Annotated in this window: 13 protein-coding genes; 8 read left to right on the top strand and 5 right to left on the bottom strand. The window is 70.2% G+C overall.

From position 1 onward, the window contains the following. Nucleotides 1–4: 4 nt before the first annotated feature. A complete protein-coding gene (locus R2B38_RS40625) occupies nucleotides 5–1,483 on the bottom strand; it encodes an aldehyde dehydrogenase family protein (protein WP_318020802.1) in 1,479 nt (492 codons plus the stop codon). 187 nt (nucleotides 1,484–1,670) lie between these two features. Here R2B38_RS40625 and R2B38_RS40630 point away from each other — a divergent pair, with 187 nt between their 5' ends. Further along, the gene (locus R2B38_RS40630) at nucleotides 1,671–2,930 is read left to right on the top strand and encodes an amidohydrolase family protein (RefSeq protein ID WP_318020803.1); all 1,260 of its coding nucleotides are present in this window, start codon (nucleotides 1,671–1,673) and stop codon (nucleotides 2,928–2,930) included. A gap of 77 nt (nucleotides 2,931–3,007) precedes the next feature. On the opposite strand, the gene R2B38_RS40635 is transcribed toward R2B38_RS40630, so the two are convergent. Together R2B38_RS40635 and R2B38_RS40640 are read right to left on the bottom strand one after the other, a co-directional pair. Continuing rightward, complete coding sequence (locus R2B38_RS40635; RefSeq protein ID WP_318020804.1) at nucleotides 3,008–4,012, bottom strand: LLM class flavin-dependent oxidoreductase; 1,005 nt, start codon at nucleotides 4,010–4,012, stop codon at nucleotides 3,008–3,010. 63 nt (nucleotides 4,013–4,075) lie between these two features. Then, a complete protein-coding gene (locus R2B38_RS40640) occupies nucleotides 4,076–4,849 on the bottom strand; it encodes an enoyl-CoA hydratase/isomerase family protein (RefSeq protein WP_318020805.1) in 774 nt (257 codons plus the stop codon). 104 nt (nucleotides 4,850–4,953) lie between these two features. Here R2B38_RS40640 and R2B38_RS40645 point away from each other — a divergent pair, with 104 nt between their 5' ends. The 3 genes from R2B38_RS40645 to R2B38_RS40655 are packed head-to-tail and all read left to right on the top strand — an operon-like array spanning nucleotide 4,954 to nucleotide 7,859. Next, a complete protein-coding gene (locus tag R2B38_RS40645) occupies nucleotides 4,954–5,262 on the top strand; it encodes a hypothetical protein (RefSeq protein WP_318020806.1) in 309 nt (102 codons plus the stop codon). Nucleotides 5,263–5,319: 57 nt separating this feature from the next. Next, complete coding sequence (locus R2B38_RS40650) at nucleotides 5,320–6,834, top strand: fatty acid--CoA ligase family protein (protein WP_318020807.1); 1,515 nt, start codon at nucleotides 5,320–5,322, stop codon at nucleotides 6,832–6,834. Continuing rightward, nucleotides 6,831–7,859, top strand: a complete 1,029-nt coding sequence (locus R2B38_RS40655; RefSeq protein WP_318020808.1) for a phosphotransferase family protein — start codon at nucleotides 6,831–6,833, stop codon at nucleotides 7,857–7,859. The genes R2B38_RS40650 and R2B38_RS40655 overlap by 4 nt, the downstream gene beginning before the upstream one ends. Here R2B38_RS40655 and R2B38_RS40660 read toward each other — a convergent pair. Together R2B38_RS40660 and R2B38_RS40665 are read right to left on the bottom strand one after the other, a co-directional pair. Further along, complete coding sequence (locus R2B38_RS40660) at nucleotides 7,856–8,632, bottom strand: glucose 1-dehydrogenase (RefSeq protein WP_318020809.1); 777 nt, start codon at nucleotides 8,630–8,632, stop codon at nucleotides 7,856–7,858. The genes R2B38_RS40655 and R2B38_RS40660 overlap by 4 nt on opposite strands. After that, nucleotides 8,629–9,948, bottom strand: coding sequence for an acyl-CoA dehydrogenase family protein (locus R2B38_RS40665; RefSeq protein WP_318020810.1), 1,320 nt, complete (start codon nucleotides 9,946–9,948; stop codon nucleotides 8,629–8,631). The genes R2B38_RS40660 and R2B38_RS40665 overlap by 4 nt, the downstream gene beginning before the upstream one ends. A gap of 113 nt (nucleotides 9,949–10,061) precedes the next feature. Between R2B38_RS40665 and R2B38_RS40670 the strand changes: the two genes are divergently transcribed. The 4 genes from R2B38_RS40670 to R2B38_RS40685 all read left to right on the top strand — a co-directional run bounded on the left by R2B38_RS40670 (nucleotide 10,062) and on the right by R2B38_RS40685 (nucleotide 14,200). Further along, a complete protein-coding gene (locus R2B38_RS40670; protein ID WP_318020811.1) occupies nucleotides 10,062–11,294 on the top strand; it encodes a CoA transferase in 1,233 nt (410 codons plus the stop codon). 94 nt (nucleotides 11,295–11,388) lie between these two features. After that, the gene (locus R2B38_RS40675; protein WP_318020812.1) at nucleotides 11,389–12,588 is read left to right on the top strand and encodes a cytochrome P450; all 1,200 of its coding nucleotides are present in this window, start codon (nucleotides 11,389–11,391) and stop codon (nucleotides 12,586–12,588) included. An 8-nt stretch (nucleotides 12,589–12,596) separates the two neighbouring features. After that, nucleotides 12,597–13,070 carry a VOC family protein gene (locus tag R2B38_RS40680; RefSeq protein WP_318020813.1) on the top strand — a complete coding sequence of 158 codons (474 nt, stop codon included), beginning with the start codon at nucleotides 12,597–12,599 and terminating at the stop codon, nucleotides 13,068–13,070. Then, entirely contained in the window at nucleotides 13,061–14,200 is a 1,140-nt protein-coding gene (locus tag R2B38_RS40685) for an acyl-CoA dehydrogenase family protein (protein WP_318020814.1), read from the top strand. Before R2B38_RS40680 ends, R2B38_RS40685 begins: the two co-directional genes overlap by 10 nt. The last annotated feature ends 14 nt before the right edge of the window (nucleotides 14,201–14,214 follow it).

Raw genomic sequence — 14,214 nt, forward strand, 5'->3', positions numbered from 1 at the left:
CGCCTCAGCGCGCGGCCCAACTCACCGTCTTCGTCTGCAGATACTCGTCGAGCCCGAACTCGCCCCACTCCCGGCCGAGTCCGCTCTGCTTGTAACCGCCGAAGGCGGCCCGGGGGTTGACTCCGGCGCTGCCGCCGTTGATCGTCACCCCGCCGGTGCGGAGCCGGGCCGCCATCTCGTACGCGGCCACGGTGTCGGCGCTCCAGACGGCACCGCCCAGCCCGTAGGGACTGTCGTTGGCGATGCGCACCGCCTCGTCGTCGGTGCGGAACGGGATGACGACGCCGACCGGTCCGAAGAACTCGGTCCGGGCGATCGTCATCGCGTTGTCCACGGCGGCGAAGAGCGTGGGTTCGAGGAAATAGCCCCTGTCGAGGCCGGCCGGGCGCTTGCCGCCGCGGACGATGCGCGCGCCCTCCTCCTCGCCGACCCGGATCAGCTTCTCGACCTTGTCGCGCTGGGCCTCGCTGATCAGCGGGCCCATCGTGGTGGCCGCGTCGGCGGGATCGCCGACCCTGACCCCGGCGAGGGCCGCGCTCAGCCGGTCGACCAGTTCGTCGTGGCGGGACTCGTGCACGAGGGTGCGGGTCAGCAGTGAACAGCCCTGCCCCGCATGGGTGGTCATGCCCGCCAGCGCGGAGCGGACGGCGCCGTCGAGATCGCCGTCGGCGCGGACGATGTTGGCCGACTTGCCGCCGAGTTCCAGGACGACCTTCTTCATGGAGGCCGCGGCCTGTGCGTACACCGTGCGGCCCACCGTGTCCGACCCGGTGAAGCTGACGAGGTCCACCATCGGGTGGGTGGTCAGCTCCCGGCCGGCCTCGACATCGCCGGTCACGATGTTCAGCACGCCCGGCGGCAACCCGGCCGCGTCGGCGAAGTCACCGAGCAGCAGCGAGTCGAGAGGGGTCTGCGGCGCCGCTTTGAGGACGGCGGTGCAGCCCGCGGCCAGCGCGGGGATCACCTTCATCATGCTGAGGAAGAAGGGGAAGTTGTACGCCGAGATCAGCGCGCACACCCCGAACGCCTCGCGGCGCAGCACCCCTTGGAAGATCCCGGCGCCCGGCGCGACCGTCGGATCCATCGGGCGCTCCCACGCGAAGGCCGGGATCACCCGCTCGGCCATGTCCCGCAGATGCGCCACCGGAACCCGGGTCTGCAGCGTCTCCGCCAGCCCCCGCACCGAACCCGCCTCGGCCATGTTGACGGCGACCAGCTCCGGCAGCCGCCGCTCCAACTCCTCGGCCAGGCGCAGCAGAACGGCCCCCCGCGCGGCAGGCCTCAGCCGCGGCCACGGCCCCTCGTCGAAGGCCCGCCGCGCCGCCTCGACCGCCCGCCGCACATCCGCGGGCGAGGAGTCGGGAACCTCGGCGAGGATCTCCTCCGTCGCCGGATTGCGTACGACGATCCGCGCGTCCGCGGTGCCGTCGGTGTGCCGCCCGTCGATGTAGAGCCGCGAAGAGAACGAGTACGTCGTCGTCATGTGCCGTCTCCTCATCAGTGTGTCCCGTGTTGAGTGTACTGAATTAAGGGGGTCGGGTCAGGAGTGCGCGTCTTTTATTGACTCGACCGGTCGGTACAGCTAACTTCGCAGATATCTGGGGGTCGGCCTTCTGGCTACGGACGACGGAGTTCGAAGAGAGGTACCGCCTGTGTTCAAGGAATTTGTCGTGTCCGGCGATTCGCACATCATCGAGCCGGTCGATCTGTTCAAGACCCGCCTGCCCAAGCAGCTCCGCGAACGCGCGCTGTGGGAAGAGGAGTTCACCCTCGACGAGCCGATCGTGCCGGGCGGGCACACGGAGTTCAAGAAGCTCCACACCATCGGGTTCGACGGCTGGACCATCTCCAAGTACCGCCAGACCGGCGGGGAGACCCCGGACGGCGACCCCGACCACATCATCCGGGACATGAACTTCGACGGCGTCGACGCCTCGGTCATGTTCCCCAACCTCTCGCTGTTCGTCCTGTTCACGGACGACCACGAGCTGTCGATGGCCCACGCGCGCGTGTGGAACGACTACCTCGTCGAGCGCTACCTCCCCTACAAGGACCGGCTGCGCCCCACGGCCGCGATCCCGATCACGGACGTCCCCGCGGCCGTGGCGGAGATCGAGCGGATCGCGAGGCTCGGACTCGGCGCGATCCTCCTCCCGGAGATCCCGCCCCAGCCGTACTACTCGCGGGAGTACGACCCGATCTGGGCCGCCGCCCAGGCGCACGACCTGCCGGTCTTCATCCACGTGGCCACCGGTGGGGTGAAGGTCAAGCAGGAGATCTCCGGAACGGCGCAGACCGTCCGGGGACTGATGACGTCCATGAACATGGGCAAGGGAAACCTGACCGACGACATGGTGGCGGGCCGGACCATGGGCTTCGCGGCCGGCGCCGGTGTGGCCGGTCCGCAGGGCATCATCGCCAGCCTGGTCGGCGGCGGGGTGTGCGAGCGCTTCCCCGACCTGCACTTCAACCTGATCGAGTACACGGCCGGCTGGCTGGTCTCCTTCATGGGCTACATGGACAAGGCCTGGAAGACGGGCACCGGCCAGGACCCCGACTGGTGGCTCGGCTTCTGGGACGACGGCCGTCCGGCGACCGAACAGCCCTCCATGGGGCGGCTGTTCGCGATCAACGACAAGTGGCCCTACCCGCTCAAGCCCACCGAGTACGTCCGGCGCCAGATCCACGTGCAGTTCGCCGACGACCCCACGGCCGTCAAGGCCCGCCACATCACCGGCCTGTCGACGGTCATGTGGGGCAACGACTACCCGCACGCGGAAGGCACCTTCCGCTCCAGCGCCGAGTGCATCGCGGAGAACTTCGAGGGCGTGAACGACGAGGACCGCGCGGCCATCCTGGGCGGCACCCTCGCCGACGTCGTGCACTTCGACAAGAGCAGGAAACTCGCCCCGGTCACCGAGAGCGCCTGACCGGCAAGACGGCGTTTCAGGGTACTGAAACGCGACGGCAGCGGCGGGCGGCCCGAGGGTGCCGCCCGCCGCTTCTCTCACGGCGTGGGCAGTTCGCCGATCAGGGCGAGGGAGGCCCGGGCGTAGGCGGCCCGGCGCCTCTGGCTCACCAGGAAACTCGGGGGCGCGAAATAGCCGACGTCACGGGGCAGCGAACCGGCGCGACGGGCGAGCATGCCCTTCGCGTCGGCAGTCGTCCCGCACACGGCGATCTCCGTCAGCATCTCGTCGGTGACGGCGGCGGCCATCGCGTCGGTGTCCCCGGCCCGGAACGCCTTGCGCAGCTGGGTCACCGGGCCCTCCCAGCCGTGGTGGGCCACGAACGGGTCGTACGTCTTCACCGTGAGGTAGAAGGCGATCATGCGCCGGGCGTCGGCCACGGCACGTTCGGGGGCGGTGTCGTCGACCGCCGTGATGACCCAGCCGTGCTCCAGGGGCGGCCCGCTCCGGTCGGCGTCCGCCGTGCCGCGTTCGACCGAGGGGCGTACGACGTCGTTCCACCAGGAGCGGGTGAACAGGCCGTGTCCGATGACACCGTCGGCGACCCGGCCCGCCGTGGCGGCCATGCGGGTGTTGAACGCGGCGAGCAGGACGGGGATGTCCAGCCGGCCGAGCACGGGGGCACGGACGTCGGCGTCGATCGAGTAGAACTCGCCGGAGTACTCGACCTTCTCGCCGTTCTCCGCGCGCAGCCAGGCGCGCACGGCGCCGACGGTCTCCGCGATCCGGGCCACGGGCCGGTCGGCGGGCACGTCGAGCCAGTCGCGGTTGATACGGAACGCGGCGCTGCCCAGACCGAGGAAGAGCCGCCCCGGTGCCTGGGCGTGCAGGTGGCGCAGCGCGGTGGCGTGGGCGTACGGGGTGCGGGCGAAGGCGTAGGCGATGGCGGGCCCCGCCAGGGCGTGCTCGGAGTTCGCGACGATCTCGGCGAGGGTGAGGTAGGCGTCGTGATCCACGAACTCGCCGGCGCAGAAGGCGCCCGCACCGGCCTCCTCGGCCTCGTGTGCCACATCCCGGCCCGGCCAGGGCATGCCAAAGCGCATCGGAGCCAGCCCTCCATGGAACGTCATAAAAAAGGATACTGTTTTATGGAGCGTAGGGGAGCGTCAGCGCAGTGTCCACCGTCCGCGGGGCACCGCGTCGCGGTCCACCTCCGCCTTCCCGATCGGGTTGCCGATCTGGGTGTACGACAGCCCGGTGCGCAGCGCCTGGGTACGGGTCGCGTCCAGGGACTCCCAGATCGCGCGGACCGTGCCCTGGATCGCGGCCGGCGGCTTGGCGGCGATGGTGCGCGCGATCTCGTCCGCCCGGTCCCAGAGTTCCTCACCCGGCACCACCTCGCTGACCAGGCCGATCTGCAGGGCGCGCGCGGCCGACAGACGTTCGTCCAGGCCGAGCAGCGCGATGCGCAGGGTCTCGCCGAGCGGGATGCGGCGGGCCAGCCCGATCGGTTCGAGCGCGGCGGTGAGTCCGTAGCTGACATGGGGGTCGAAGAAGGTCGCGTCCTGCGAACAGATCAGGATGTCGGCCTCGTTGAGCCAGTAGAAGGCGCCGCCGGCCGCCATCCCGTGCACCGCGCAGACCAGCGGTTTCCACACCTGGTTCAGCTTCGGCGACAGGAACTCGCCGGGGTCGGTCTGCGACCACGCATTGGGATGCCGGTCGATGCCCTCCTTCACGTCCATGCCGGTGCTGAACGCGCGGTCGCCCGAGCCGCGCAACACGACGACACGCACGTCGTCGTCGGTCTTCACCCGGTCCCAGATCGCGGAGAAGTCCTCCAGCATCCGCTGGTTGAAGCTGTTCATGGCCTGCGGCCGGTTCAGGGTGATGGTGGCGACGTGGTCGGTCACCTCGAACAGGACGGTCTTGAGTTCCATCCGCCGACTCCGTTCCTCATCTCGACGTGATCGAGGTAAGTAGTATACTTTTTTCTGGTCTTCGGGCGCCCGGAACGGCAACGAGATCCGCGGAGGAACCTGCGATGAGGCCACGAGTGGGACAGCTGCTCGCCAGCACGGTGGACACGACGGCGGTGATCGTCGTGCGCTGCCCCGACGGTGAGGTGGACATCACCTGCGGCGGCGCCGCGATGATCGAGGGCACCGCGCCGGGGGCCGTCACCGGCACCCCCGACCCTGACCTGAGGGGCGGTTCCCTGCTCGGCAAGCGCTACGCCGACGAGGACCTCGGCCTCGAACTCCTCTGCACGAAACAGGGGGAGGGCACCCTCGCGGTCAACGGCGTCCCCCTGCCGGTGAAGAGCGCCAAGCCGCTGCCGGCCTCGGACTGACGAACGGGACGACCGGGCAACGGGAAGACTGAGCAACGGGAAGCGGGAAGCGCGCCGATGAACGTCTCGATGATCCTGGACATGGCCGCCGACGGCTTCGGCGACCGGGTGGTGATCGGACCCGCACAGGACGGCCTCACCCCCGTACGACTCCGTGAACTGGCCGTCGGCGGCGCCCGGTTGGTCCGCGCGGCCGGCGCCGACGCGATCGTGTACCTGGCCACGAACGGCCCCGCCTTCGCGGTCGCCCAGTTCGCCGCGGCCCGCGCCGGGGTCCCCCTGGTCCCGGTCAACTACCGCCTGGGCGAAGAACAGTTGGACGCCCTGCTCGCCAACCACCCGCACGCCCTGGCCATCGCCACCCCCGACCAGGACGCGGCCCTGCGCCGAGCCGGACTGCCGGTGTACGGCCCGGCCGCATGGCTCGCGGAGGCGGCCGCGAACGCCGACGGCGGCTTCGAGTCGGCACCCTCGCCCGACACCCCCGCCGTACTGATCTACACCAGCGGAACCACCTCGGCCCCCAAGGGCGTCGTCCTGCGCCACCACAACCTCGTGTCGTACGTGCTCGGCACGGTGGAGTTCGCCGCGGCCGACCCCACCGAGGCAGCGCTGATGAGCGTGCCGCCCTACCACATAGCCGCCGTCTCCAATGTGCTGACGAACCTCTACGCCGGCCGACGCACCCTCACCCTCGACCAGTTCACCCCGGAGAGCTGGCTGGCCCTCGTCCGCGAACAGCGGATCACCCACGCGATGGTGGTCCCGACCATGCTCGCCCGGATCATGGACACGGACGGCCTGGACCGCTCGGTGCCCGCACTGCGCTCGCTCGCCTACGGCGGGGCCAGGATGCCGGTGCGCGTGATCGAGACGGCACTGCGCGCCTGGCCGGGGGTGGACTTCGTCAACGCCTATGGCCTGACGGAGACTTCGTCCACCATCTCGGTGCTCGGCCCGGCCGAGCACCGGGCGGCGGTCGCGAGCGACGACCCGGTGGTACGCGCCCGGTTGGGCTCGGCGGGACTGCCGGTGCCGGGCATCGGGATCGAAGTCCGCGATGTGACCGGCGAGTTGCTCGGCGCGGGGGAGACCGGGCAGATCTGGGTGCGCGGCGAGCAGGTCTCGGGGGAGTACGCCGGACAGGGCTCCGCGGTCGACGAGCGGGGCTTCTTCCACACCCGCGACCGGGGCCGCCTCGATGCCGACGGCTACCTCCACATCGAGGGCCGGGCCGACGACACGATCATCCGCGGCGCGGAGAACATCGCGCCCGCCGAGATCGAGGACGTCCTGCTACGGCACCCGGACGTGCTCGACGCCGTCGTGGTCGGCGTGCCGGACGAGGAGTGGGGACAGCGCATCGAGGCCGTCGTCGTCGCACGCGACGGTGCCGAGGTTGACGCCGGAGCACTGCGCGCCGCCGTACGCGGCACCCTGCGCGGTTCGAGGACCCCGGACCGCATCACGTACTGGACCGAACTTCCGCGCACGGTGACCGGCAAGCTGATCCGCCGCGACATCGTGGCGGCACTGACCGCACCCGGGAACGGGACGAAAGGGCAGCCATGAGCGTCGCCGCCACCAACAGCCCAGCTCTGATAGGGGAGTTGACGGAACGCACGGCCGCCGTGGTCGGCGGTTGGATCCCGGGGGCCACGGTGGACGGCGTCGAACCGCTCACCGGCGGCACGTCGAGCCTGACGTTCGTCGCCGCCCTCTCCGGTGTCCCGGACGGCTACGAACGTGTCGTCCTGAAGGTGGCCCCGCCCGGCCTGCCCCCGGTCCGCAACCGGGACGTGCTGCGCCAGGCGCGGCTCATGGCGGCCCTGGCCGGACAGCCCGGTGTACGGGTGCCGAAGGTGCTGTTCTGCGACGCGGGTTCGCCCCCGGCCGTGCAGCCCTTCGTGGCGATGGAACTCGTACCCGGCGAGTGCGTGGAGCCGGTGCTCGTGCCCCGCGGCACGCTCACGCCGGGTGAGGTACGGTCCCGCGCCTTCGACGCCGCCCGGATGCTCGCCGACCTGCACCGGGTGGATCCCCGGCGCACGGCGCTCGCGGCGGAACCGGCCATGACCCTCGACGCCGAGATCGACCGCTGGACCCGCGCCTTCAGCACCGTCCCGGACGACCTGAGCGCCGGCCACGAGGCCGTCGCGGACAGGCTGCACGCCACGGTCCCCGCCGCGATGGCACCGGTGTTCACCCACGGCGACTACCGGCTCGGCAACACCCTGTGCGAGGCGGGCTCGGTGACGTCGATCATCGACTGGGAGATCTGGTCGCTCGGCGATCCCCGGGTCGACATGACCTGGCTGACCTTCTTCACCGACGAGGCCCGCCACCCCGCCGCCCTGTCGGACGAGCCGACCGGCATGCCCTCCAAGGCCGAACTCGTGGTCGCCTACGAGGAGTTGCGGGGCGAACCGCTGCGGGACCTCTGGTGGTTCGAGGCGCTCACCAAGTACAAGGAGTCGGCCGCGACCGCCCTGCTGATCAAACGGGGCCGGAAAGCGGGGCAGTTGAACGACATGCACCGTCGGATGCTGCCCGCGCTTCCTGAACTGCTGGACGAGGCAATAGAGTTGCTCGGCTAGTACAGCCCGCCGTCCACCCGGATCAGCGCCCCCGTCGTATAGCTGGACGCGTCGCTCGCCAGATACAGCGCGGTGCTGACGATCTCCTCCGGCTGCCCCGGGCGCCCGATCGCGCTGCGTGTCGTCTGGCGTTTCTCCTCCGCCCACGACTTGGAGATGTCCGTGAGGAAGGGGCCGGCCGAGATCGTGTTGACCCGGACGGCCGGGCCGTACTCCAGGGCGAAGACCGTGGTCAGGGCGTTCAGGGCGGCCTTGGCGCCGGCGTAGGGGCCGAAGCGTGGCTGGGGCATCAGGGCGCCGGAGGAGGAGACGTTGATGATCGAGCCGCCGTCCCCCTCGGCCATCCGCTGCCCGATCAACGAGGCCAGACGGAAGGGGCCCTTGAAGTTCACGCCGATCACTTTGTCGAACAGTTCCTCGCTGGTGTCGGCGGAGGACGGGGCGAGCGGTGACATGCCGGCGTTGTTGACCAGGACGTCGACCTTGCCGAACTCCTCGTAGGCCGCGTCGGTGAGGCGTGCCAGGTCGTCCCAGTGGCCGACGTGCGCGGGGACCGGAAGCGCGCGGCGGCCGAGGTCGCGGATCTCGGCCGCCACGGTCTCGCACGCCTCGCGTTTGCGGCTGGCGATCACGATGTCGGCGCCCGCGGTGGCGAAGGCGCGGACCATCGCGAGGCCCAGGCCCCGGCTGCCGCCGGTGACGAGGGCGACCTTGCCGGAGAGGTCGAACAGGTCTGCCGGAGCGAGGGACTTGGTGTCGCGCCCGTCGCTCATGCCTCCACCCGGCCGGTGAGGCTGTCGTCGTCGATGACGTGGGCGTAGCGCTTGCGGGCGGCCTCCAGTTTCGGCGGGATGTGTTCGCTGGGGAACAGTCCCTCGGCCGGGCGGCGGTTCTTCAGGAGCTGCTTGGCGATCGTGGTGCGGTGGACCTCGGTGGGGCCGTCGGCGAGGGCGAGGTTCGGTGCGGCCATCCACCATTTGGCGAGGGGGAGTTCGTTGGTGGTGCCGAGCGAGCCGTGCAGGTGCAGGGCGCGCTGAATGATGTCGTGCAGCACCTTCGCCGTCTGGACCTTGCACATCGCGATCTGGGTGCGGGCCGCGCCGTGCGGCTGGGTGTCGATGATCCAGGCGGTGTGCAGCACCAGCAGCCGGAACTGCTGCAACTCCACCCAGGAGTCCGCGATGAACTGCTGCACCGCCTGCTTCTCGGCGAGAAGAGTGCCCTGAGTCCGGCGGGACAGCGCGCGCTCGCACATCATGTCGAAGGCGCGGGTGCACTTGCCGACCGTCCGCATCGCGTGGTGCACACGGCCCCCGCCGAGCCGGGCCTGGGCGACCTTGAAGCCCTCGCCGGGGCCGCCGAGCATGGCGTCGAGCGGGACCCGCACCTGGTCGTAGCGGATGTAGGCGTGGATGCCCTCGTCGAGGGAGTCGCGCTCGTCCATCGTGCCGACGTTGCGCTTGATCTCGATGCCGGGTGTCTCGGCCGGGACGATGAACATCGACATCCGGGCGTGCGGCGGCGCCTCCGGGTCGGTGACGGCCATGACGATGAGGAAGGCCGCGTACCGGGCGTTGGAGGAGAACCACTTCTCCCCGTCGATCACCCACTCGTCCCCCTCGCGCCGGGCCCGGCACGTGAACTCCTTCGGATCGGCTCCGGCCTGCGGTTCCGTCATCGAGAAGGTGGAGACGATGTCCCCGTCGAGCAGGGGCCGCAGATAGCGCGCCTTCTGTTCGCCGGTGCCGAACATGGCCAGGATCTCGGCGTTGCCGGTGTCCGGGGCGGCGGTGCCGAAGACCGTCGGGGCCCAGTAGGAGCGGCCGAGGATCTCGTTGAGGTAGGCGAGCTTCACCTGGCCGTAGCCCGCGCCGCCGAGTTCGGCGCCGAGATGGCAGGCCCACAGACCCTGGGCCCGGACCTGCTCCTGGAGCGGCTTGAGGATCGCGCGTGCCTTCTCGTTGCGCGTGTCGTACGGGTCGCCGCCGTGCGGGAAGAGCAGGTCGAGCGGCTCGACCTCCTCCCGTACGAAGGCCGTCGCCCAGTCCAGCTTGGCCTGGAACTCGGGTTCGGTCGAGAAGTCCAGCATCGGCTCTCCGGAAGGTGCGGGTCGGTCGGTGACGGCAAAACAGTATACTTTTTAGCGAGGTTCGGTCCATACTCGGAGCGCGTGACGGCGGAATGAGTATGAGGAGTTGGTCGATGCGCAGGCCGATGGAGGGCGTACGCGTTCTCGAAGTAGCCCAGTTCACCTTCGTCCCGGCGGCGGGTGCCGTGCTCGCGGACTGGGGTGCCGATGTGATCAAGATCGAGCATGCCGAACGCGGCGACGCCCAGCGCGGGTTGGTCCGGGTCCTCGGCTACGAGGCCGCCAGCAAGGGGTCGTCGTTCTTCCCCATAGTCGAGGGCCCCAACCGGGGCAAACGCAGCGTCGGCCTCGCCCTGGAGAAACCCTCCGCCCGCAAGGTGTTCGAGGACCTGGTCCGCGCCAGCGACGTGTTCCTCACGAACTTCCTGCCCGAGGCGCGCGCCAAACTGCGCATCGACGTCGAGGACATCCGGGCCATCAACCCGGACATCATCTACGTGCGCGGCAGCGGCTTCGGCCCGCAGGGGGACGAGGCCACCAAGGGCGGGTACGACAGCACCGCCTTCTGGGCGCGCGGCGGCAGCGCCGCCGGTGTCACCCCGCACGGCGCGGACCGAATGACCCGGATGCCCGCCGGGGCCTACGGCGACTCGATGGGCGGGTTGACGATCGCCGGTGGCATCGCCGCCGCCCTCTACTCCCGCGCGACGACCGGTGAACCCTCCGTGGTGGACGTGTCGTTGCTCGGCGTCGGCGCCTGGGCGACCCAGTTCACGGTCAACCTGGCGCTGATGAACGGCGGTCCGCTCCCGGTGAACGTCCAGCCCCGGTACGGATCGCGCACCAACCCGCTCATCGGCGCCTATCTCACCTCGGACGGACGCTGGATCGAACTGTCGATGCTCCAACCCGGCCGGTACTGGGCCGAGTTCTGCAAGCTCGCCGGCCGCGAGGAACTGGGCACCGACGAACGCTTCGACAGCGCCGAGAAGTTGATGGCCAACGCGGCGGAGGCGGCCGACATCGTCGCCGGTCTCCTCGCGTCCCGCACCTTTGCGGAGTGGGTCGAGATCCTCTCGCGCGGGGAGGGCCAGTGGGCGGCGGTGCAGAACGCCTGGGAGGTCGGCCAGGACCCCTCGCTGCGCGCCAACGGACTCATCGCCCCGGTCGTCGACGCCGACGGCGTGAACCGCGAACTCGTCGCCAGCCCCGTCCAGTTCGACGAGATGCCGGTCGACCTGACGAGGGCACCGCAGTTCGCGGAGCACACCGACGAGGTCCTGCGCTCGCTCGGCCTCTCCGACGAGGAGCTGATCGCGCTGAAGATCGACGGTGCGGCGACGTGACGACCGTAGAAGACGTGAAGGCCGTACGAGACGCGCGAACCGCGGGCGTCGTGCGCGCCGCAGGAGACGAGCAGACCGTGTGGAAGGAGCCGTCATGAGCGCGACCCTCGAACCCGACGGGACCCACCAGGGCGTCCCCGCCTATCACTTCGACAACCGCCTCGGCGGACCGGTGCTCAGCCATCAGGAACGCTGGGACGAGATGGCCCGCACCCACGCCGGGTTCCGGAGCACCATCGCGCGCGGATACTGGGTCGTCACCGAGGGCGAGGCCGTGCAGAAGGCACTCCAGGACTGGCGGACCTTCTCGAACACGTCCGTGACGGCGCTCGACCCCGACCCCAGGTTCCTGTGGATCCCGGAAATGCTCGATCCGCCCCAACACACCGCGTGGCGGCGGCTGTTGGGCAGCGCCTTCTCGCCCAAGACCGTCGCCGCCCGGGAACCGGAGATCCGGGAGGTGGCGTCCGGCCTCATCGACGGGCTGAAGGGCAGCGGTTCCGCCGACGTCCTCGACGCGTTCGCCCGCCGTTTCCCGACCCTGATCTTCATGCGTCTGATGGGCCTGCCCGAGGAGGACCTCGCGCGGTTCCTCGACTGGATCCACGATCTGCTGCACCTGTCCCACCGTGAAGACCCGGACGGTGAACGGCAGTTGAGCGCCATGCGTGCCGTGTCGGAGTACTTCGAGGAGCAGATCGCCGTCCGGCGCGACGCGCCCCGTGACGACCTGCTGTCCCGCGCGATGACCTGGACGATCGACGACGAGCCGATCAGCGACCGGGACATGCACGCCTTCTGCATCCTGCTGTTCCAGGCCGGCTTCGACACCGTCCCGATCTCCATCGGCTGGGCCCTCTACCACTTCGCCACACATCCGGAACAGCGCAGGGCGATCGTCGAGAACCCGGCGCTGATCCCCACGGCGGTCGAGGAGATCCTGCGCGTCTACTCGTTCGTCGTGCCCGCCCGCAAGGCGACCCAGGACGTCGAGATCGGCGGCTGCCCGGTCAGGGCGGGGGAGATGGTCATGCTCCCGCTCGCGGTCAGCAACCGCGACCCCGAGCGCTTTGACGACCCCCTCGAAGTGGACCTGCGGCGGAAGACCAGCAACCACATCGCGTTCGGCTCCGGCCCGCACCGCTGCCTGGGCTCGCACCTCGCCCGCCTCGAACTCAACGCGGCCGTCGAGGAATGGCACAAGCGCATCCCCGACTACCGGATCACCCCCGGCCAGGACCTCGAACAGCACGGCAACATGTACGGCATCAAGCAGCTCCGGCTGGAGTGGTGAGCGACGCCATGACGCACCCGCTCAACGCAACGGACCTGTACCACACGGGAATTGTCGTCCCGGACATCGAGGCGTGGAAGACCCGGCTGACCGAGGTCGCGGGCCACCGCTGGACCGAGACCATGGCCGCCGACCTCCCGGTCCGCCTCGCGGACGGCGAACGGGTGCTCCCGCTGCGCTACGCGTACTCACTGGACGCCCCGCACATCGAACTCGTGCAGGAGATCCCGGGGACGCCGTGGACACCGGCCGCACACCTCGCCACCCATCACCTCGGCTACTTCTGCGACGACCTCCAGACCACGTCCAAGCGGCTGGAGGAGGCGGGTTTCCCGCTGGAGGCCTGCGCGGTGGTCGACGGCTCGATGTCGATCTTCGCTTACCACCTGGACCCGTGGGGCGTCCGCATCGAGATCGTGGACCGCACCCGCATACCGGACTTCGCCGCCTACCTCCGCTCCAAGGCGCCGACGTGGCACTGACGTTCACCGAGGAGCAGGAACAACTCCGCACGACGCTACGGCGGTTCCTCGCCAACAAGGCGCCGAGTGCTGCGGTGCGCCGCGCGATGGACTCCGAGGAGGGGTACGCCCCTCGGCTGTGGCGGCAGATGGCGGACCAACTCGGGTTGCACGGGCTGGCGTTGCCGGAGGCCTACGGCGGGTTCGGCGGCGGCCCGGTCGAGTTGGGGATCGTACTGGAGGAGCTGGGACGGGTGCTGCTGCCGTCGCCGTACTTCGCGACCGTGGCCCTCGCCGGGCAGGCCCTCGCGGCCTCGAACGACGAGGTGGCGAAGGCGCGTTGGCTGCCCGCGATCGCCGACGGATCGACGACGGCCACGCTGGCGCTCGCGGAGGAGAGCGGGTCGTGGCGCATCGAGGACGTGGAGACGACGGCAACGGACACGACCGTGTCGGGCACCAAGATGTTCGTCGTCGACGGCCACACCGCCGACCTGATCCTCGTCGTGACGCGCACCGGCACCGGCCCCGGACTGTTCGCCGTCGACGGTGACGCGCCCGGCGTGACCCGCACCCGGCTGGAGACCCTCGACCCGACCCGGCGGCTGGCCCGCGTCGACCTCGACCGTGCGCCCGCGCGACGGGTCGGCCCCGACGGCGACGCGTCCGCGTATCTGCGGACCGTGCTCGACCTGGTGGCCGTGGCGCTCGCCGCCGAGCAGGTAGGCGGGGCGCAGGCCTGTCTGGACGCGGCCGTGGACTACGCGAAGGTCCGGGTGCAGTTCGGGCGGCCCATCGGGTCGTTCCAGGCGGTCAAGCACAAGTGCGCCGACCTGCTGGTCCAGGTCGAGGGCGCCCGGTCGGCGGCCTACCACGCCACGACCGTGGCCGCCGCTGCCATGTCCCAACTGACCTCGACGGAACCGCCGTTGGTGCCCGCCGAACTCCCGGTGTCCGCCGCGCTGGCCGCGGCCTGCTGCGCGGACGCCTTCACCCACGCGGCCAAGGAGAACATCCAGATCCACGGCGGCATCGGCTACACGTGGGAGCACGACGCGCACCTGTATCTCAAGCGCGCGAAGTCGTCGGAGCAGTTGTTCGGGGGGCCGGCCGCGCACCGGACCCGGTTGGCCGACCTGGTCGGAATCTGAGACCGACGTCCTGT

The sequence above is a fragment of the Streptomyces sp. N50 genome (genome assembly GCF_033335955.1).
In the GTDB taxonomy this organism is placed as follows: Bacteria; Actinomycetota; Actinomycetes; order Streptomycetales; family Streptomycetaceae; genus Streptomyces.

Excerpts from the sequence above, each read along its gene's own strand:
- R2B38_RS40665 (WP_318020810.1), bottom strand. The coding sequence starts at position 9,948 with ATGCTGGACTTCTCGACCGAACCCGAGTTCCAGGCCAAGCTGGACTGG.
- R2B38_RS40680 (WP_318020813.1), top strand. The coding sequence starts at position 12,597 with ATGACGCACCCGCTCAACGCAACGGACCTGTACCACACGGGAATTGTC.
- R2B38_RS40670 (WP_318020811.1), top strand. The coding sequence starts at position 10,062 with ATGCGCAGGCCGATGGAGGGCGTACGCGTTCTCGAAGTAGCCCAGTTC.
- R2B38_RS40650 (WP_318020807.1), top strand. The coding sequence starts at position 5,320 with ATGAACGTCTCGATGATCCTGGACATGGCCGCCGACGGCTTCGGCGAC.
- R2B38_RS40625 (WP_318020802.1), bottom strand. The coding sequence starts at position 1,483 with ATGACGACGACGTACTCGTTCTCTTCGCGGCTCTACATCGACGGGCGG.
- R2B38_RS40635 (WP_318020804.1), bottom strand. The coding sequence starts at position 4,012 with ATGCGCTTTGGCATGCCCTGGCCGGGCCGGGATGTGGCACACGAGGCC.
- R2B38_RS40645 (WP_318020806.1), top strand. The coding sequence starts at position 4,954 with ATGAGGCCACGAGTGGGACAGCTGCTCGCCAGCACGGTGGACACGACG.
- R2B38_RS40640 (WP_318020805.1), bottom strand. The coding sequence starts at position 4,849 with ATGGAACTCAAGACCGTCCTGTTCGAGGTGACCGACCACGTCGCCACC.
- R2B38_RS40660 (WP_318020809.1), bottom strand. The coding sequence starts at position 8,632 with ATGAGCGACGGGCGCGACACCAAGTCCCTCGCTCCGGCAGACCTGTTC.
- R2B38_RS40675 (WP_318020812.1), top strand. The coding sequence starts at position 11,389 with ATGAGCGCGACCCTCGAACCCGACGGGACCCACCAGGGCGTCCCCGCC.
- R2B38_RS40655 (WP_318020808.1), top strand. The coding sequence starts at position 6,831 with ATGAGCGTCGCCGCCACCAACAGCCCAGCTCTGATAGGGGAGTTGACG.